The following is a 19,679-nucleotide window of genomic DNA, read 5'->3' as shown; positions in this document are numbered from 1 at the left end:
ACGCCGGGCGCCGGGGACGCCCTACAGCTTCTCGACCGGCGCGTAGCGCAGCACCAGCCGCTTGCGACCGCCCGAGCCGAAGTCCACCTCGGCCTGCGCGTTGTCGCCGGCGCCCGCCACGCCCACCACGGTGCCCAGCCCGAAGGTGTCGTGGCTGACCCGGTCGCCGACCGCGAGCGAGGCGACCTCGCGCTCCACGACCTTGCCGCCGCGCCGCACCGACTGCCCCCAACCCGCCTTCGGCGCGGCCGAACCGGACGACGAGGACCGCGAACTCCCGCCCCCGGACGAGGACTTGCCCCAGGACGAGCCCGAGGAGAAGCCGCGCTGGACCGGCGCCTGCGCCGCCCCCGTCCGCTTCCACTCGACCAGCGCCTCCGGGATCTCCTCCAGGAACCGCGAGGCCGGGTTGTAGGCCGGCTGCCCCCAGGCGCTGCGCAGCACCGAGCGGGTCAGGTAGAGCCGCTCGCGGGCCCGGGTGAGGCCGACGTACGCGAGCCGGCGCTCCTCCTCCAGCTCCTTGACCTGGTTGAGCGCCCGCATGTGCGGGAAGATCCCGTCCTCCATGCCGGTCAGGAAGACGACCGGGAACTCCAGGCCCTTGGCGGTGTGCAGGGTCATCATCGTGATGACGCCCTGCCCCTCCTCGTCCTCGTCCGGACTTCCTTCTTCTGTCCCGTACTGCTTCGCATCCGGGAGCTGATCCGAGTCGGCCACCAGCGCGACCCGCTCCAGGAAGTCGGCCAGCGAGCCGACCGGCGGCGCGCCGTCCTCCCCGGCGTCCGGCCGCTCGCCCGGGTCCTGCTCGTACTCCAGCGCCACCGACGCGAGTTCCTGGAGGTTCTCCACCCGGGTCTCGTCCTGCGGGTCGGTGGAGGCCTGGAGCTCGGCCAGGTAGCCGGTCTCCTCCAGGACGGCCTCCAGCACCGCCGCCGGGCCCGCGCCCGACTCGACGACCTGGCGCAGCCCGGCCATCAGGACGTTGAACTTCTTGACGGCGTTGGCCGAGCGCGCGGCCATCCCGTACGCCTCGTCGACCCGCACCAGCGCCTGGGCGAAGGAGATCCGCTCCCGGGCGGCCAGCGCGTCGATCATCGCCTCGGCCCGCTCGCCGATGCCGCGCTTGGGCACGTTGAGGATCCGGCGCAGCGGCACGGTGTCCTCCGGGTTGGAGAGCACCCGCAGGTAGGCCAGGACGTCCCGGACCTCCTTGCGCTCGTAGAAGCGCACCCCGCCGACCACCTTGTACGGCAGGCCGACCCGGATGAACACCTCCTCGAACACCCGGGACTGGGCGTTGGTGCGGTAGAAGATCGCGACGTCGCCGGGCTTGGCCTCGCCCTTGTCGGTGAGCCGGTCGATCTCGTCGGCGATGAACTGGGCCTCGCCGTGCTCGTCGTCCGCGACGTAGCCGACCACCTTCTCGCCGTGGTCCCCGGCCGTCCAGAGCTTCTTCTCGCGCCGGTTGGCGTTGCGCTCGATGACGGCGTTGGCGGCGCTCAGGATGGTCTGGGTGGAGCGGTAGTTCTGCTCCAGCAGGATCGTGGTCGCGTTCGGGTAGTCCTCCTCGAACTGGAGGATGTTGCGGATGGTCGCGCCGCGGAAGGCGTAGATCGACTGGTCCGCGTCACCGACCACGCACAGCTCGGCGGGCGGCACCTCGGCGAGGTGCGCGGCGGCCGGGTTCACGAACTCGCCGTCCACGGTGCGCTTGGGCGCGGCCGCGACGGAGCCCCCGCTCAGCTCGCGGACCAGCATGTACTGGGCGTGGTTGGTGTCCTGGTACTCGTCGACCAGGATGTGCCGGAACCGGCGGCGGTAGTGCTCGGCGACGTCCGGGAAGGCCTGCAGCAGGTTCACCGTCGTCATGATGATGTCGTCGAAGTCGAGCGCGTTGGCCTCGCGCAGCCGCCGCTGGTAGAGCGCGTACGCCTCGGCGAGCTTCTTCTCCATCGGGTTGGCGGCCTGGTCGGCGAAGGTCTCCTCGTCGATCAGCTCGTTCTTGAGGTTGCTGACCTTCGCCGTGAAGGACTTCGGCGGGAACTGCTTCGGGTCCAGGTCGAGGTCGCGGCAGACCAGCGACATCAGCCGCTGGGAGTCGGCCGAGTCGTAGATCGAGAAGCTGGAGGTGAAGCCCAGCACCTTGGACTCGCGGCGCAGGATCCGCACGCAGGCGCTGTGGAAGGTGGACACCCACATCGCCCGGGCGCGCGGGCCGACCAGCGCCTCGACGCGCTCGCGCATCTCGCCCGCGGCCTTGTTGGTGAAGGTGATCGCCAGGATCTCGCCCGGCTGCACCCCGCGGGCGCCCAGCAGGTGGGCGATCCGGTGGGTCAGCACCCGGGTCTTGCCGGAACCGGCGCCGGCCACGATCAGCAGCGGCGAGCCGGCGTGCAGCACGGCCTCGCGCTGGGGGTCGTTCATCCCCTCCAGCAGCTGCGCCGGGTCGACCACCGTCCGCGCGGCGCCGTTGCGGTACCAGGCGTCCCGCTCGGCCTCGGCGGCGTGGTCGGTGTGGAAGAGCCCGTCCGGGATCGCCTCCTCGTACGCGTCGTACGGGACTTGGTCCTCGTACGGCGGGGGCTCCTCGTCGGCGGCGACGGGCACGGCGGGCTGCTTCGACCCGGCGGCGGGTGCCTCGAAACCGGGGAGCGGGAGGTCGTCAAAGAGGCTACTCATGGCACTCCGAGTCTATGGCCACCCACCGACAAGCCCGCCCGGCCGAGGGAATCCGGCCGGACGGGCTCGACGAGGACGCGGGGCTCAGACCAGGCGGCGGGCGGTGGCCCAGCGGGTCAGCTCGTGGCGGTTGCTGAGCTGGAGCTTGCGCAGCACGGCGGAGACGTGGCTCTCGACGGTCTTCACCGAGATGAAGAGCTGCTTGGCGATCTCCTTGTAGGCGTAGCCGCGGGCGATCAGCCGCAGCACCTCGCGCTCACGCTGGGTGAGCCGGTCCAGGTCCTCGTCCACCGGCGGGGTGTCGGTGGCGGCGAAGGCGTCCAGGACGAAGCCGGCCAGCCGGGGCGAGAAGACCGCGTCGCCGTCGGCGATCCGGAAGATCGCGTCGACCAGGTCGGTGCCGGTGATGGTCTTGGTGACGTAGCCGCGGGCACCGCCGCGGATCACGCCGATGACGTCCTCGGCGGCGTCCGAGACGGAGAGCGCCAGGAACTTCACTCCCCCCTGCTCGCCCATCACGCCGGCCGAGCGGCGCAGCACCTCGACGCCGCCGCCGCCGGGCAGGTGGACGTCGAGCAGTACGACGTCCGGCCTGGTCTCGGCGACCACCCGGACCGCCGAGTCCACGTCGTCGGCCTCGCCCACCACGTCGATCCCGGTCACGTCGGTGCGGCCGATCTCGGCCCTGACCCCCGTCCGGAACATCCGGTGGTCGTCCACCAGTACGACCCTGGCCGTGCGCCCCGGCTCTGCCTCAGTCATTCGTTCTCTCCATCTCCAGCTCGACCTCGGTGCCGCCGCCCGCCGCCGGCCGCACCCGCGCGGTGCCGCCGTTGCGCTTCATCCGGCCGATGATCGACTCCCGTACGCCCATCCGGTCCTCGGGCACCGTGTCGGGATCGAAGCCGGGGCCGTGGTCGCGAACGAACACCGACACCGTCCTCCCCTCCACCTCGGCGTAGACCTGGACCGGTCCCCCGCCACCGTACTTGGCCGCGTTGACGGTCGCCTCCCTCGCGGCCTGCATCTGTGCCGCGATCCGCTCGTCCATCGGGCAGTCGCCGACGATGACCAGCTCGACCGGGACGCCGTGCCGGTCCTCGACCTCGGCGACGGCGGCGCGCAGGGACTCCGCCATGGTGTCCGGCGCGGCCTCGGCGGCGGCCTCCGGGCGGTACAGCCACAGCCGCAGCTCGCGCTCCTGGGAGCGGGCCAGCCGGAGCACCTCCTTGGGGTCCTCGGCCCGGCGCTGGATCAGGGTGAGGGTGTGCAGCACCGAGTCGTGGATGTGCGCGGCGATCTCGGCGCGCTCCTGGGCCCGGATGCGGGCGGTGCGCTCGGCGCCGAGGTCCTGCCACAGCCGCAGGCCGTACGGGCCGAGCAGCACCAGCACGCCGGCCAGCACCGCGAGCGAGGCCTCGATCACCGAGCCGAGGGTGGAGCCGCTGCCCTGCATGGCGAGCAGCGCGATGGTGCCGACCACCGCGAGCAGCACGCCCGCGCCGACCCGGGTGTAGGCGCTGCGGCGCTTCTCGCCCTCCTCGATGCCGAACCAGCGCTGCCAGCGCGAGTCGTCGGCCTGCCGCCAGACCAGCGCGACGCCGACGCCGATCGCCAGCAGCGGCCAGGTGTACGGCTTGGCGGTCTGCCAGCCGAGCACGTTCAGCAGCGCGATCAGGCCGATCACGACCATGACCAGGGCGGCGAGCTGGCCGATGCCGCCCTGCCCGGTCCGGCCACCGGGCCGGGCGCCGGCCCCGCCCTCGCCCTCGCCCTCCACGGCGGTGCCGGCGACCGGCTCGCCCTGGAGCGCGTGCTGGAGCAGCTCGCGCAGCCGGCCGACCCAACCGCCGCCGCCCGACTTGGTCAGCGGGGTGCCCGGCCGCAGCCAGGGCGAGGTCGGGACGTAGACGCCGTTGACGTTCACCCAGTGGGTGCCGCCGCGCTGCGAGGGCTCGCCGATGCCGATCGGCACCACGAACCAGAACGCCGCGTACAGCAGCGCGCCGATCCCCTGCGCGAAGAACAGCAGCACGAAGGCCAGCCGGACCCAGCGGACCGGCAGCCCGAGGTGCACCGCCAGGCCGTGCGCCACGCCGCCCAGCATCCGCCCCTGCGGGCTGCGGTACAGCCGGCGGTAGGGCGGCCGACCGCCGGCGGGCGCGTTCGGGTCGGCGCCGGCCGACGCCGCGGCGTCGGAGGCGAGGGGGCGGGGATCGGTACCGGGTGCTGCCACGTCACCGATGGTTCCACGCGGGCGCCTCCGGGCGCATCAGGGTGTGTCCCCCAGCCTTATCAGGGACAAGTCAGGGTACGGGCAGGGCCGTACCCGGTTGGGTCCGCCCACCCGCTGCCGGAAGGATGGTGCCCATGACCGAGGACCACATCCAGGAGGCCGGGCCCACCGCCCCGCCGGAACCGGAGCGCCCGCCGCTCACCAGGACCGAGCACCACCGCGTGGTGGCCGGCGTCTGCGGCGGCCTCGGGCGGCACCTGGACATCGACCCGGTGGTGTTCCGGGTGGTCACCGTGGTGCTCTGCCTCTCCGGCGGCCTCGGACTCTTCCTGTACGGCCTGGCCTGGCTGATCGTCCCGACCGAGGCCGGCGAGGGCAAGGGCCACGGCGGGCGCACCGAGCTCCAGCGGGTGCTGACCGGCCGGGTCGACGGCCAGTCGATCGGCGCGGTCCTGCTGACCGTGATCGGCACCGGGGTGTTCTTCTCCTCGATGGGCGACGGCGACCAGCTGTTCCCGCTGCTGCTGCTCGGCGGGCTGGTCTTCCTGGCGGTGCGCTACGACCCGGAGCGCCGCCGCGGCGGCTTCCGGCGCCGCGGCCGCCGTCGCGGCGGCCCCTACGACCGCCACTTCCCCGACGCCGACGGTTACGGCTGGCCGTCGGACGAGGCCCGGGCCCGGCACGCCGCCGCGCGGGCCGCCGGGACCGTCCCCGCCGACTCCCCCACCCCCGGCCCGAGCGGCTACCTGTGGGACCCCCGCCACCCCGAGCGCAACCCGTACGGCGCCACCGACCAGGGCGGCACCCCGCCGCCCGGCGCGGGCCCGAAGGTGCCGCCGCCGGGCGTCCCGGCCCCGGCCTGGTGGCAGCGGGCCGACCTCCCGGAGGGCGACCCGCTGCGCAAGGAGCGCCCGGAGCGGCGCGAACCGGCCGTCGTCCGGCACCCCAAGGAGCGTTCGCCGCTCGGCTTCTTCGGCTTCCTGCTGGCGATCGGCGCCGCCACCGCGGTCTGGTCCGCCTCGGTCGGCCACACCGACGTCACCAAGCTGAGCACCGTGGTGCTGGCCACCGGGCTGCTGGTGATCGGTCTGACCCTGCTGCTGGCCGCGAAGTTCGGCAAGGCCCGCAAGCTCGCGGTGCTGGGGCTGCTGACCACCCTGGCGCTGGCCTTCGCCGGCCACTCGCCGCACACCGTGCAGGACGCCGTCGGCGACCGCACCTGGACGGTCGCCAGGGCCGCGGACCTCAAGGACCGCTACAACCTCGGTGCCGGCAACATCCGGCTGGACCTCTCCCGGCTGGACCCGGCCGGCGCCACCGTCGCCACCAAGGTCGACCTCGGGGCCGGCGAACTGGTGGTCACCGTGCCGGCGGACGTCACGGTGGACCTGGTGGCCCGGGTCGGCCTGGGCAACGTGACCGTCCCCGGCGACCGCAACGACGGCACCGGACGGCACGTCTACCAGCTCGGCCCGGTGGACGGCCGCCCGTCCAAGGGCAGCATCGATCTCCAACTCGGCATCGGCATCGGCGACATCAAGGTGGTCCAGCAGTGAGGAAGCACCGGCTCGACCTGTTCTCGCTGATCGCGGGCGCTCTGTTCACCGTGATCGCCGTGCTCTACCTGGTGGCGGCGCTCAACGACCGGTCGGTGAACGGACGCGTCGTCGTCCCGGTCACCTTCATCGTGCTCGGCGTCGGCGGCCTGGCCGGCGCGGTTGCCGCGGTGGCCCGGCGGGGCCGGCCGGACCGCGAGGAGTAGGGCGTCTTACACGCCCCAGCCCCGGTCAGCTCTGCTGCGGGCCCAGGGTCAGCTTGTCGCCGTTCTTGCTGACGGCGTAGCGGGGCAGCGGCTTGACCGCCGGGCCGTTGACCACCGCGCCGGTCGCGGCGTCGAAGCGGGAGCCGTGGCAGGGGCAGTACAGCTGGCCGTTCTTCGGGGCGTCCACCGCGCAGCCGGAGTGGGTGCAGACGGCCGAGAAGGCGCAGTACTGGCCGGCCTTGGGCTGCACGATGTAGACGCCGTCCCCGGTGGCCGGGTCCTTGACCTGGGCCGAGCCGCCGACCGGCACGCTCGCCGCGGCCACGGTGGGGGCGGGCGCGGCCGGCGCCGTCGCGGTGCCGCCGGGGGCCGGGGCCGCGGACTGCTTGGGCGCGGCCTTGCCGCTGCGGCCGAAGGTGCGGGTGAGCGAGCCGGTCAGCAGCCCGGCGCCGCCGATCGCGACCGCCGCGATGCCGCCGTCCACCAGCGCCCGGCGCTTGACGTGCTCCTCGGTCAGCCCCCGCTCGCGGTCCCGGCCGGCCCGGCGGGCCAGGTAGCCGTCCACCGACAGGTACGGCGTGCCGGCCAGCAGCAGCGGGGTCCAGGCCATCAGGTAGCCGAGGTCGTTGCCGAGGTAGTACGGCGAGACGTTCCAGCTGACGGTCAGCCACAGGCTGAGGTTGATCAGCGCGCCGCCGAGCGCCGCGACCCGGCCCCAGAGGCCGAGCAGGGTGCCGAGGCCGACCGCCAGTTCGCCGAAGGCGACGGCCAGCGCCGCCAGCGTGGGCGATTCCAGCGCGGGGCCGAGCAGGAAGCCGATCGGGCTGCCGCCCGCCTTGGCGGCCTGGGTCTGCGAGACGAAGGAGGCCGGGTCCCCGGCGCCGGCCAGGAAGTGCGCGTCGGAGAGCTTGTCCAGGGCGGCGTAGACGAAGGTGACGCCGAGGAACAGCCGCAGCGGCAGCAGCGCGTACCTGGACGCGAACGCCCGGCGCTGGGCCGCCCGGTCGGCCCGGCCGGCCGCCGCCCCGCCGTCGATCGCCTCGGAGTTGCTGACCTCCGACATCCCGTACACCTTCCCTCGCGGCCTGCCACTCTCTGACAGGTCCGGTCCGCATTCTGCCCGCTCCTGCACGTTTTCGGTGGGACGTACCGGAGCCAGGGCCGCGCACGGCCGCGCCGCCGTCCCCTTCACTACGGGAACGACGGCGCGGCTGTTCAGGCTTCGCGGGGAGTGCTCACTCCCACTCGATGGTGCCCGGCGGCTTGCTGGTGACGTCGACGACGACGCGGTTGACGTCACGGACCTCGTTGGTGATCCGGGTGGAGATCTTCGCCAGCACGTCGTACGGCAGGCGCGACCAGTCGGCGGTCATGGCGTCCTCGGAGGAGACCGGACGCAGCACGATCGGGTGGCCGTAGGTGCGGCCGTCGCCCTGCACGCCCACGCTGCGCACGTCGGCGAGCAGCACGACCGGGCACTGCCAGATCTCGCGGTCCAGGCCGGCCGCGGTCAGCTCCTCGCGGGCGATCGCGTCGGCGTCGCGGAGCAGGTCCAGGCGCTCCTTGGTGACCTCGCCGACGATCCGGATGCCCAGGCCGGGGCCCGGGAACGGCTGGCGCTGGACGATCTCCTCGGGGAGGCCCAGCTCCTGGCCGACCATCCGGACCTCGTCCTTGAACAGCTTGCGCAGCGGCTCGACCAGCTGGAACTGGAGGTCCTCGGGCAGGCCGCCGACGTTGTGGTGGGACTTGATGTTGGCGGTGCCGGTGCCGCCGCCGGACTCCACCACGTCCGGGTACAGGGTGCCCTGGACCAGGAAGTCGACCGACTCGCCGTGCGCGCCGGCCTCGGCGACGATCTCGGCCTGGGCCTGCTCGAAGACCCGGATGAACTCGCGGCCGATGATCTTGCGCTTCTCCTCGGGGTCGGTGACCCCCTTGAGCGCGTTCAGGAAGCGCTCGGAGGCGTCGACGACCTTGAGCTGGACGCCGGTGGCGGCCACGAAGTCCTTCTCGACCTGCTCGGTCTCGCCCTTGCGCATCAGGCCGTGGTCGACGTAGACGCAGGTCAGCCGGTCGCCGATGGCCTTGTTGACCAGGGCCGCGGCGACCGCGGAGTCCACGCCGCCGGACAGGCCGCAGATCGCGCGCTTGTTGCCGACCTGCTCGCGGATCAGGGCGATCTGCTCCTCGACCACGCTGCCGGTGGTCCAGGTCGGGGCGATGCCGGCGCCGCGGTAGAGGAAGTGCTCCAGGATCTGCTGGCCGTGGTCGGAGTGCAGCACCTCGGGGTGGTACTGGACGCCGTACAGCCGGGCCTCGTCGTTCTCGAAGGCCGCGACCGGGACCACCTCGGTGGACGCGGTGACGGTGAAGCCCTCGGGGGCGGCGGAGCAGGCGTCGCCGTGCGACATCCACACCGAGTGCTCCGCCGGGACGCCCTCGAACAGGGTGGAGCCGGTGCGGGAGACCTTCAGCGGGGTGCGGCCGTACTCGCGGGCGCCGCTGTTGTCGACGGTGCCGCCCAGGACCTTCGCCATCAGCTGGAAGCCGTAGCACATGCCGAAGACCGGGACACCGGCCTCGAAGATCGCGCGGTCGAGCTGCGGCGCGCCCTCTTCGTAGACCGACGACGGACCGCCGGAGAGGATGATCGCCTTGGGGTTCTTGGCGAGCATCTCGGCGACCGGCATGCTGCTCGGCACGATCTCGCTGTAGACCCGCGCCTCACGCACCCGACGGGCGATGAGCTGGGCGTACTGGGCACCGAAGTCGACCACCAGGACGGTGTCGTTGTCCGGCACGGACTGGACGGGAATTGCAGAGGACACAGACGGCCTTCCGGCAGCGGTATCGAGGTGTCGCGCGCAGCCGCCTCCCCGACGGAGGGCAGCGGCGGCGGACGGGTGTGGGGTGTCTGGACACCGATTCTACCGGGCTGTCCGGTTTCACTCGTCTGCACGTCCAAAGGACCGTGACCGGGCGGGGCCGCGGTTCGTTGCTTCTGACGACCGCACGACTGCGCCGCGTCCGCCAGACGCGCCGCCACCGCCCCTATCGGGGCACCGCCGTGCGGGTGCAGGACCACGCGTGGAGCTTCACCCCAGTCCACCGGCGCATGTGGCGCCGCCGCCCCGGCCCGCCGGGGAGCGCGGCTCCGTGGGACCGTGCGCGGGTGCCGCGGCCGGCCAGCAGGGGACAGCGACCCCGGCCGCGACTGGGCCGACAGGTGGGACGGCCGGCTCCCCGGGGACGCCCGGGACCGGCCGTCGCACCGCCCTTCGATCCGGAGCACGCCCCGGGGCGCACCACCCCCGCCGTCCCGCGCTGCTACGCGCGTCCCCGTGCGCCGCAACCCGCCAGACCACTACTCACCGTGATCATTCGACCCGGTGTCGCCGGTAAATGAACTGTGCCGAACTGTGCCGAATCGGTTGCAGAACGGCCCCTCCGTCCACCACGATGCTCGGTGTGAACGGTTCTCCCGGCGGCCGGCAGGCCTCCCGTGGAGTCCCGGACCATTGCCTCCGCAGTCGCCGTCCAGAACGACGACAGCGGTCGTCACCTCACGCTCCGTGAGCGAGGGCCCGGCGCAGACCTGCCTGCCGACCACCGCCGCACGGGCGCACCACGAGCCGACCGACCCGACGGCGCTCCTCCCCCGGCGCCGTCACCCCCAGCACCGGCGCAGCCCTGACGCCGCGTGCTGAGCGACAAAGGGCCCCGTTCCCCCGCGGGGCCCTTTGCCCTTTCCAGCGCGCACTTCTCCGCCGCACTTCCCCGCAGCGCTTCTCCGCGGCGCGCCGGCCCTACGGGTGGTCGCGCCAGACCGTCGGGTCCACCGGCTCCTCGCCCGGCCGTGCGTCGGCGGGGGCCGCAGCGGGCGGCACCTCGTGCGAGCCGATCACCTCGCTCACCCCGGCCACCACCGGCCCGTCCGCCACCGACGCGTCCGCCACCGGCCCGGGCGGCGGCGCCTGGGCGGGCACCGCTCCGTACGGCGGGCCAGCCTGGCCAGGCGCACCCGGCACCCCGTACCCCGGCCCCGCCGGGTACGGCACCTCCGGAGGCACCGCCCCGGACGGCCCGTACGCCGCCGATCCGTACGGCGCCGAACCGTACAGCGCCGCGTCGCCCCCGCCGAGCGCCCTCAGCAGCGCGGGCACCAGCAGCGCACCGACCGCCGCCCAGACCGCACTGGCCACCAGCACGCCGAGGAACACCAGGCCCACCGAGGTGTCCTGGGTGGTGACCGAGCGGTTCGAGCCGCCCCAGTCGCTGGAGTCCGGCGCCAGGAAGGACATCGCCGTGCTGGTCAGCCCGCCGGACGCCGCCGTCAGCCCGGTCACCAGCACGGCGTACACGACCGCCAGCCGGACCCGGTCGGCCGCGTCCAGCCGCCGCCGGTGGGCCGTCCAGCCGAGCAGGACCGCCCCGGCGAGCGCCAGCAGGCCGGCCCAGCGCCAGTCGGCGCTCTGGTCGTGCAGGTCGAAGAAGGAGAACTCCATCCGGCGGCCGTCGGGATCGCTCCAGCCCGGGGCGTCCCCGCCCAGGCTGGTGCCCGCCCGGAGGGTCGCGCCCGAGCCCAGGCCGAGCAGCACCAGGCCGAGGTTGGGCAGGAAGGCCAGCGAGACCGCCGTCTGCCAGCCCTTGTCACTGTTGGCCGCGACCAGCACGAAGGCCGTCACCGAGGCCAGGCCCAGGGTCAGCGCCAGCGCCTGGCCGGCCGTCAGCGCCGCCACCGCCCAGCCGCGCACCGAGCGGTTGCGCCAGGCGGCCCAGCGCAGCGCGTCGGTGCCGTACACGGCGAAGGCCAGCAGCCCGCCGAGCAGGACGGTCCAGCCGACCGCCCAGAGCCAGCCGGAGTCGACGCTGTACGACGGCTTCCCCAGGCTCAGCGCGGTGCCGTAGTAGTCCGGGTCCCGTTCGTCGGTCGCGGGCTGCCAGCTGGTGCCGGCGACCAGGCCGAGCACCGCGGTCACCAGGCCGAGCACCACCGCCGTGCGCAGCGCCTCGCCGCCGGCCTGGCCGCGGGTCAGCTGGGTGCCGTCGGCCTTGCGCCGGTGCCGCCCGGCCCGCAGGCCGAGCCAGAGGGCCAGGCCCCACAGGACGGTGACGGTCATCGGCACCACCCAGAAGGTGACGTCCAGGCCCTCCGAGCGGCCCCGGCCGACGGGGCTCCGCAGGCCGAGCCGGAACGGCGCCCCGAGCGCGTTCAGCGCCATCGCCAGGGTGGCGAGGAAGCGGTCGCCGAAGTCGGGCGTCGGGAAGGTCCGGTCGTAGGTGTAGCCGCTCGGGATCGCCGCGACCAGCGCGGCCAGCAGCAGTACCGCGGTCGGGGCGACGGCGGCCCGCAGGGCGGGGCGCCAGTCCGGGCCGGCCAGCAGCCGCCGGGCGGGCGAGGACGGCTGGTACGGCCGGCCGGCGCCCCAGCTGCCCAGCGCGGGCGGGCCGCCGACCGGCGGGGGCGGTGCGGTCAGCGGCGGGGCCGGTGCGGCCGGGGGCACCGGCGGTGCGGCCGGCGGCGGTGGCGCCCACGGCCGGCCGCAGGAGCCGCAGGCGGGCGCCCCCACCACCCGAGTCGCGCCGCACGATGCGCAGTTGGCCATGGCCGCAGTCCCCCCGCTCGACGAGTTCCTGGTCCCCCCAGGGAGCCCGTTTATCCCACCGGACCCGAACGACTGTCAACCGGAAAGCGGCGCAGGTCGGTTGGCCCACCGGGCCGGGTTCAGCCCTGCTTCTTCGGGACCTCCGGGACGGGCAGCAGCGGCAGTCGCAGCGCGCCGAACGCGCCCTCCGGCACGGCCGGCCGCACCGGCGCGACCGGCTCGACCCGGCGGTAGGACCCGCCCTGCTCCGGGCGCCGGTCGGCCTCGCCCTTGTTGGGCCACATCGACATCGCGCGCTCGGCCTGCGCGGTGATGGTGAGCGAGGGGTTGACGCCGAGGTTGGCGGAGACCGCCGACCCGTCCACCACGCTGATCCCCGGGTGCCCGTACAGCCGGTGGTACGGGTCGACCACCCCGGTCTCGGGGGCGTCGCCGATCGGGCAGCCGCCGAGGAAGTGGGCGGTCATCGGGATGTCGAAGATCTCGCCGACGGTGCTGCCCGCGAAGCCGTTGATCTCGTCGGCCAGCGCCTGGGCGCCCTTCTCGGCGGCCGGGATCCAGGTCGGGTTGGGGGTGCCGTGGCCCTGGCTGGAGGTGAGCCGGGGCTTGCCGAGCGGGCCCTTCTTGAGCGAGACGGTGATCGAGTTGTCGAGCGACTGCATCACCAGGCCGATGATCGTCTTCTCGGACCAGCCGCGCTGGTTCATCGAGCGGGCGAAGGTCACCGGGTGCACCACCGAGTTGCCCAGGTAGCGCAGCCAGCGCGGGGTCCTCCCACCGCCCTTGACCTGGGCGATCGACAACGCGCCCATCGCGTTGGAGCCCTTGCCGTAGCGGACCGGCTCGATGTGGGTGTTGGCGTCCGGGTGGATCGAGGAGGTGATCGCCACCCCCTTGGTGAAGTCCGCCTTGGCGCCGTAGCGCCGGTCGGTGGTCTGCGCGCCCACCAGCGCCTCGGAGTTGGTGCGGGTCAGCTCGCCGAGCCGGGCGGAGATCCGGGGCAGGTGACCGGCGTCGCGCATCCGGTGCAGCAGCGACTGGGTGCCGTAGGTGCCGGCCGCGACGACCACCCGGGCGGCGGTGATGGTCCGCGCGCCCGCCTTGACCCGGTCGGTCCTCGACCGGGAGTCGGTGCGCCGCACGTCCACCGCGAAGCCGCCCCCGGACTCCCGGATCCGGGCGACGGTGGTGAGCGGGTGGATCTCCGCGCCGCCCTTCTCGGCCAGGTACAGGTAGTTCTCGGTGAGCATGTTCTTGGCGCCGTGCCGGCAGCCGGTCATGCACTCGCCGCACTCCACACAGGCCTTGCGGGCCGGGCCGGCGCCGCCGAAGTACGGGTCGGCGACCTCCTCACCGGGCGCGCCCTTGGCGGTGCCCCCGGCGTCCTCGCCGTCCCCGAAGAAGACCCCGACCGGCGCCATGTGGAAGGTGTCCCCGACACCCATCTGCTCGGCCGCCGCCTTGAGGTGGACGTCGGACGGCGTGACGGTCGGGTTCAGCCGGACCCCGAGCATCCGCTGCGCCTGGTCGTAGAACGGCGCCAACTCCTGCTGCCAGTCGGTGATGTGGCGCCACTGCCGGTCCTCGAAGAACGCCTTCGGCGGCACGTACAGGGTGTTGGCGTAGTTGAGCGAGCCGCCGCCGACCCCGGCGCCGGCCAGGATCAGCACGTTGGCCAGCAGGTGGATCCGCTGGATGCCGTACAGCCCGAGCTGCGGCGCCCACAGGTAGTTCGGCAGGTCCCAGGAGTTCCGCGGCAGTTCGTCCCGCTCGAAGCGCCGCCCGGCCTCCAGGACGGCGACCCGGTAGCCCTTCTCGGTCAGCCGCAGCGCCGCGACCGAACCGCCGAAGCCGGAACCGACCACGACCACGTCGTAGTCGAACTCCGCCGCACCGCCGGACTCCACCATCTGCCTCTGCTCCTCGGGGTCGGAAAATCAGGGTCGAAAAAAGGGCGGCCGGACCGGCCGGGGGCGCACGCCGTCCGCTACTTGAACCGCAGCGCCTTGAGCACCCGCAGCCCACCGGTCATCACGGCGGCGAACTGCTTGTCGTCCAGGCCGAACGAGGGCGCGATCGGCATCACCCGCTGGGTCGAGATGGTCTGCGCCTCGGTGAACCGCAGGATGCCGTCCGCGCCGTGCCGCCGGCCCAGACCCGAGTCGCCCATGCCGCCCATCGGCGCGGCGACCGAGCCGTACGCGGCCGCGTAGGCCTCGTTGACGTTGACCGTCCCGGTGCGCAGCCGGGCCGCGACCGCCCGCCCGCGCCGCAGGTCCCTGGTCCAGACGCTGGAGTTCAGGCCGTACGGCGTGGAGTTGGCGGCGGCCACCGCCTCCTCCTCGGTGTCGAAGCGGTAGACCGAGACGACCGGGCCGAAGGTCTCCTCGCCGCACACCGCCATCTCCGGGGTCACCCCGTCCAGGACGGTGGGCTCGTAGAAGTACGGGCCGAGGTCGGGCCGGGCCCGTCCGCCGGTGAGCACCACGGCACCGGCCTTGACCGCCTCGTCCACGTGCCGGTTGGTGGTGTCCAGCTGCCGGGAGGAGACCAGCGAGCCCATGTCGGCGCCGTACGCCAGGCCGCCGCCCAGCCGCAGCGCCCTGGTGCGGGCGACGAACAGCTCCAGGAAGCGGTCGGCCACCGAGCGGTGCACCAGCAGTCGCTCGATCGAGATGCACAGCTGCCCGGCCGAGGAGAAGCAGGCCCGGACGGCGCCCGCGGCGGCCGCTTCCAGGTCGGCGTCGGAGAGCACCAGCATGGCGTTCTTGCCGCCGAGTTCGAGCGAGGCGCCGACCAGCCGGGCGGCGGCGCGCTGGGCGACCTCGCGGCCGGTGCGGGTGGAGCCGGTGAAGGAGACGTAGTCGGCGTGCTCCACCACGGCGGGGCCGATCACCGGGCCGTCGCCGATCACCACCTGCCACAGGTCGGCCGGCAGCCCGGCCTCGATCAGCAGCTCGCGGGCCCACAGGCCGGTCAGCGCGGTCTGGGTGTCGGGCTTGTTGACCACCGCGTTGCCGGCCACGAAGGCGGGCAGCAGGTCGCCGATGCACAGCTCCAGCGGATAGTTCCACGGCGAGATGTGGCCGATCACGCCCTTGGGGCGGCGGGCCTCCACGGTGTGGGTGAGCACCGGCAGCGCACCGCCGCGGCGCCGGTCCCTGAGGTAGCCCTGCGCGGCGCGCCCGTAGTGCCGGGCGGCCATCGCGACGGCCAGCACCTCCTCGAAGGCGTGCAGCCGGGCCTTGCCGGTCTCCGCCTGGACCAGGTCCAGCGCCTCGTCCTGCCGCTTGAGCAGCAGGTCGTGGAAGCGCAGCAGGACGGCGGCCCGGCGGCGCACCGGCTGCGCGGCCCAGGCCGCCTGGGCGCGGCGGGCCAGCTGGAAGGCGACCTCGACGTCGGCCGGGGTGGACTGCGGCAGACCGGCCAGCCGCTCACCGGTCAGCGGGGCGACGGTCTCCACCAGGCTGGGCTCGCCGGTCGCGGTGACCCCGCCGGCCAGCCGCTCGACCAGGGACCGGGGTACGGCCGTCGCGACGGTCCGACCCCCGCCGGGGGCGGCCGGGTTGCCGTCCGCCGGGGCGGCGCCGGGGTGTTCGGTGGCCACTGCATCTGCTGTGAGGTCCGACATACGGCGCAGCCTAGGCCTTCGGGCCCCGGCGCGGTACCCGGCGGTAACAAGAATCTGCCGCAGTCGGGCGAAAGCGGGGCGCTCCGCCCGTACGGTCCGCCACCGCGCCCGGGCTCAGCGGGTCGGCGTGAAGTGGTTGAGCACCGTGGTGAAGCGCTGCTCGGCCTGCTGCCACTCACCGTCCTTGTCCGGACTGGACGTGTAGATCGCGTAGGCGGTGCCGTCCTCGTCGAGGAACTCGGTCTCGATCGCCCGCCGGCGCCCGCCCTCCTTGGCCGCGTAGCTGAACTCCCAGGTGGCCGCCTCGTGGCCGTTCACCACGGCGCCGACCATCCGGTGCTGCTTGTAGTCCTTGAGCGACTTGGAGACGTTGCCCTCCATCTGCCGCATGTGGTCCAGCGGCTTGACGGACTGGCCGACGGTGACCGCGAACTGCAGGTAGTGCACCCGGTTGTCCGGGCTGTAGAAGATCTGGTTGCTGTCGGGCACGCCGAGGCTGCGCTGCCAGGCCGGGCCGCCGGTCGGCAGCGGGAAGCGGAAGCCGGCCTGGTCGTCGACCCAGCGGTAACCGGCCGGCGCGGGAGCCCCCGGGGTGGGGGTGCCGGTCGGCTCCGGATCGGTGGGCTCGGCGGTGTCGGGCTGGTTGGTCGAGGTGTCGGGGGTCGAGGAGTCGACCACGTGCCGGGTGGCGAGGAAGGTCGCCGCGGCCGCCAGCAGACCGACCGCCACCGCGACGGCGACCAGCTTCATCCGCTTGCGGCGCTTGGCCGGACCGCGCACGGGCGCGGTGGGGTGCGCGACCGGCGCGCCGAGGGCGGTGTGCGCTCCCCCGGGGACCTCCGGCCCGACCGGCGGTGCGGCGGGCGCCACCACGGTCCCGGCCGGACGCGGGTCCGTCGGCGCCTCCGAGGCGGCCGGGGCGTCCGAGCCCTCCGGCGCCGAGGCCACCGTGCCGTCCGGCCCCTCCCTGCGGTCCACCACCGGTACCGACTGGGTGGGCGTCCGCACCGGGCCGACCGTCGACCCGACCGTCTTGAGCCCCATGGTGTGCCCGGCCTGGACCTCGGCCAGCATCCGGGCCGCCTCGTCCGCGCTCGGCCGGTCGGCCGGGTCCTTGGCCATCAGCGCGGCCAGCACCGGCCCGAGCGGCCCGGCCCGGCGCGACTCCGGCAGCGGCTCGTCGACCACCGCGGCCAGCGTGGTGATCGGCGAGTCCCGGCGGAACGGCGACTGGCCCTCGACCGCCGCGTACAGCGTCGCCCCGAGGCCCCACAGGTCGGAGGCCGGTCCGGGCCGCTCGCCCTGGGCGCGCTCCGGCGCCAGGTAGTCCGGCGAACCGACCAGGTCACCGGGCCGGGTCAGCTCGGTCGAGCCCTCGTACTTGGCGATGCCGAAGTCCAGCAGCACGACCCGCCCGGTGCCGCGCTCCAGCAGCACGTTGGCCGGCTTGACGTCCCGGTGCAGCACACCCAGCTGGTGGCCGCGGTGCAGCGCGGCGAGCACCTGGCTGCCGACCTCGGCGGCGGCCCGCGGCGGCAGGGTGCCGTCCTGGCTGATCACGTCGGCCAGCGAGCGGCCGTCGACCAGCTCCATCACGATCCACGGCCGGCCGTCCTGCTCCAGCACGTCGTGCACGGTGATCACACCGGGGTGCTTGATCCGGGCGGCGGCGCTGGCCTCCCGCTTCATCCGGGTGTGCAGGATCTGCAGGTCCTCCTCCGGAAGGTGGTTGACGGTCAGCTCCTTGACCGCGACCTCGCGGTCCAGCATCCGGTCCCAGGCCCGCCAGACCGTCCCCATCCCGCCCCGGCCGAGCCGCTCACCGAGCTCGTACCGCCCGGCCAGCAACCGCTCCGTCTCGGCCGCTTCCGGCCGGTCCTGCACGCCCATCGGCGACCGCTCCCCCTCTCCGCTTCCACCCGCGCCACGACGGCCGAACGACCGCCGCGGACCGCTGTTCGAACAAATCCCACGGACACATTAGGCGCACCCTGCCAAGCCCGGTAATCTCGCCCACCCGCCGGACCGACGGTCCGTCGCGAACCGGGGCCGTCAGCCTGCGAACAGGACCACGGCGACCACGCCCAGCACCAGCAGCAGGAACACGCCCCCGACCAGCAGCGGCCCCAGCAGCGCCGGGGGTATCCGGGGGCTCCCCGCACCGCCCGTCCCGGCCTCCGGCACCGCCGCCCCCGGCCGGGCGCGCCGCCGCCGCAGCGGCACCAGCGGCGCGTCCGGCTTGAGCTCGACCTCCCGGGCCACCCGTTCCCCGTCGACCGGCTCCGGCGCACCCGCCAGCAGCGCCGCCAGCTCCTCCCGCAGCTCCCCGGCGGTGGGTCGCAGCGTGGGGTCGGGCTGCACCAGCCGCTCGACCGTCGGCGCCACCGGCCCGCAGACCACGGAGGGTTCGCGCCGCCCGTCCCGCACGGCCGTCACCAGCTCGGGCACCCCGGGCTCCGGGAACGGCGAGCGCCCGGTGACCATCCGCTGCAGCAGCACCCCGAGCGCCCAGCAGTCCCCGGCCGGACCGCCGTCCAGCGGCCAGCGCTCGGCCACCGGACCGACCAGGGTGGCCCGGACCTCGTACCGGCGGCGCCCGCCGGGTCCGCCGAGGTCCTCGGCCAGCGCCTCCTGCGCCACCCCGTCCAGCAGGCCGCCGAGCATCGCCGCGCCGTCCTCGCAGACCAGCACCGCATCGGCGGTCACATTGCCGTGGGCGAGCCCGGCCTCGTGCAGCGCCCGCAGCGCGCCGGCCAGGTCGGCGGCCAACTCGGCCGCCCGGTACGGCGGGAGCGGCCCGGCGGTGAGCAGTTCGGCCAGCGTCCGACCGGCCGGGCGCTCCTCGACCGTCCACAGCAGCTCGCCCTCGACGAAGGCACCGACCCCGCGCAGCAGCCGCGGGTGCCACGACGGAGCGGCCGCGCCGACCGCCGCCACCCGCCGCACCAGGCGGTCCCCGTGCCCGGGGTTCGGCTCGTCCGGGTCCTGACCCGCCGTCAGCAACGCGGGCAGCTCCACGGCGCGCAGCAGGACCGATTCACCGGTCCGCTCGTCCACCGCCGAGGCACGCAGCAGTTCGGGACGGTCCGTCAGCCGGTACCGCCCCGCCAACAACTGGCCCGGGCCGCCTCGCATGCCAGTTCCTCTCGCTCACCGAGCAGCCTACTGATCGGCTCCTTTACGCTCGGCCCCATGGACTGGACCGATCTGATCGACACCGCCTTCAAGATGGCGGGCAACAGCAACCAAGCCAACCGGGCCGAGGCCGTCCGCACCGTCGAGGCGTCCGTCATCGGAGGCGAGAAGCCCGTCGCGTCCACGGCCGGGCGCCATCCCGACCACTTCCGCAAGGGGGTGCTGGTCCTCACCACCCACCGGCTGCTCTTCCTGAAGGACGGGAAACCTCCGGTACCGGTTCCGCTCGCCGCCGTCACCGACGCCACCGTGGCCCGCACCAAGCTCAACGGCGAGGTGCTCACCATCATCGCCCTGACCGGCTCCCACCGCTTCGAGGACGTGGCCAAGGCCGAGGTCTTCGCCGAGCAGGTCCGCGAGGCCGCCCGCCTCGCCCGCACCTCCCCGCAACCTACGGCACCCACCCCCGAACTCCAGACCGGCGAGCAGCTCATCGGCCAACTGGAGCGCCTGGCCGCCCTCCGGACCTCCGGCGCACTCACCGACGAGGAGTTCACCCGCGCCAAACAGCGCCTGCTCGGCTGAGCCCAGGCCGCCGGGCCCGTCTTCGAACTCCTGCCCGCGGGT

Annotated in this window: 13 protein-coding genes and 1 pseudogene; 3 read left to right on the top strand and 11 right to left on the bottom strand. The window is 74.1% G+C overall.

The genetic code is table 11. The features are described 5' to 3' along the window. Positions 1-21 precede the first annotated feature (21 nt). From pcrA to ACZ4W5_RS17865, 3 genes are all read right to left on the bottom strand, one after another. Entirely contained in the window at positions 22-2,679 is a 2,658-nt protein-coding gene (pcrA, locus tag ACZ4W5_RS17875) for a DNA helicase PcrA (protein ID WP_465655372.1), read from the bottom strand. Between the two features lie 84 nt (positions 2,680-2,763). After that, positions 2,764-3,441 carry a response regulator transcription factor gene (locus tag ACZ4W5_RS17870; RefSeq protein WP_360238143.1) on the bottom strand — a complete coding sequence of 226 codons (678 nt, stop codon included), beginning with the start codon at positions 3,439-3,441 and terminating at the stop codon, positions 2,764-2,766. Further along, on the bottom strand, positions 3,434-4,786 hold the full coding sequence (locus ACZ4W5_RS17865; RefSeq protein ID WP_402489388.1) for an ATP-binding protein: 1,353 nt from the start codon (positions 4,784-4,786) through the stop codon (positions 3,434-3,436). The genes ACZ4W5_RS17870 and ACZ4W5_RS17865 overlap by 8 nt, the downstream gene beginning before the upstream one ends. A gap of 263 nt (positions 4,787-5,049) precedes the next feature. Between ACZ4W5_RS17865 and ACZ4W5_RS17860 the strand changes: the two genes are divergently transcribed. Then, positions 5,050-6,471 carry a PspC domain-containing protein gene (locus ACZ4W5_RS17860; RefSeq protein WP_465655370.1) on the top strand — a complete coding sequence of 474 codons (1,422 nt, stop codon included), beginning with the start codon at positions 5,050-5,052 and terminating at the stop codon, positions 6,469-6,471. Further along, positions 6,468-6,677, top strand: coding sequence for a hypothetical protein (locus ACZ4W5_RS17855; RefSeq protein WP_465655368.1), 210 nt, complete (start codon positions 6,468-6,470; stop codon positions 6,675-6,677). The genes ACZ4W5_RS17860 and ACZ4W5_RS17855 overlap by 4 nt, the downstream gene beginning before the upstream one ends. Positions 6,678-6,702: 25 nt before the next feature. Here ACZ4W5_RS17855 and ACZ4W5_RS17850 read toward each other — a convergent pair whose 3' ends face one another. The 8 genes and pseudogenes from ACZ4W5_RS17850 to ACZ4W5_RS17815 all read right to left on the bottom strand — a co-directional run bounded on the left by ACZ4W5_RS17850 (position 6,703) and on the right by ACZ4W5_RS17815 (position 19,052). Then, positions 6,703-6,987: a QcrA and Rieske domain-containing protein gene (locus tag ACZ4W5_RS17850; RefSeq protein WP_465655388.1), complete on the bottom strand. Its 285-nt coding sequence runs from the start codon at positions 6,985-6,987 to the stop codon at positions 6,703-6,705. A gap of 222 nt (positions 6,988-7,209) precedes the next feature. Beyond that, positions 7,210-7,740 (bottom strand): annotated as a pseudogene (locus ACZ4W5_RS17845) (DoxX family membrane protein); the annotation flags it as partial. A 172-nt stretch (positions 7,741-7,912) separates the two neighbouring features. Beyond that, positions 7,913-9,481 carry a glutamine-hydrolyzing GMP synthase gene (gene guaA, locus ACZ4W5_RS17840; RefSeq protein WP_402489262.1) on the bottom strand — a complete coding sequence of 523 codons (1,569 nt, stop codon included), beginning with the start codon at positions 9,479-9,481 and terminating at the stop codon, positions 7,913-7,915. A 1,005-nt stretch (positions 9,482-10,486) separates the two neighbouring features. Then, a complete protein-coding gene (locus tag ACZ4W5_RS17835) occupies positions 10,487-12,286 on the bottom strand; it encodes a hypothetical protein (RefSeq protein ID WP_465655366.1) in 1,800 nt (599 codons plus the stop codon). Between the two features lie 119 nt (positions 12,287-12,405). Continuing rightward, on the bottom strand, positions 12,406-14,196 hold the full coding sequence (locus tag ACZ4W5_RS17830) for a GMC oxidoreductase (protein ID WP_465655364.1): 1,791 nt from the start codon (positions 14,194-14,196) through the stop codon (positions 12,406-12,408). 77 nt (positions 14,197-14,273) lie between these two features. Beyond that, a complete protein-coding gene (locus ACZ4W5_RS17825; RefSeq protein WP_465655362.1) occupies positions 14,274-15,917 on the bottom strand; it encodes a succinic semialdehyde dehydrogenase in 1,644 nt (547 codons plus the stop codon). Positions 15,918-16,031: 114 nt separating this feature from the next. Beyond that, on the bottom strand, positions 16,032-17,807 hold the full coding sequence (locus tag ACZ4W5_RS17820) for a serine/threonine-protein kinase (RefSeq protein ID WP_465655360.1): 1,776 nt from the start codon (positions 17,805-17,807) through the stop codon (positions 16,032-16,034). Between the two features lie 162 nt (positions 17,808-17,969). After that, a complete protein-coding gene (locus ACZ4W5_RS17815; RefSeq protein ID WP_465655359.1) occupies positions 17,970-19,052 on the bottom strand; it encodes a protein kinase in 1,083 nt (360 codons plus the stop codon). Between the two features lie 57 nt (positions 19,053-19,109). Between ACZ4W5_RS17815 and ACZ4W5_RS17810 the strand changes: the two genes are divergently transcribed. Continuing rightward, on the top strand, positions 19,110-19,637 hold the full coding sequence (locus ACZ4W5_RS17810; protein ID WP_465655357.1) for an SHOCT domain-containing protein: 528 nt from the start codon (positions 19,110-19,112) through the stop codon (positions 19,635-19,637). The last annotated feature ends 42 nt before the right edge of the window (positions 19,638-19,679 follow it).

The organism is Kitasatospora sp. NPDC029367 (genome assembly GCF_055569135.1).
Note: the sequence above shows the minus strand (reverse complement) of the source record. Positions and strands in the feature narration are given on the sequence as shown.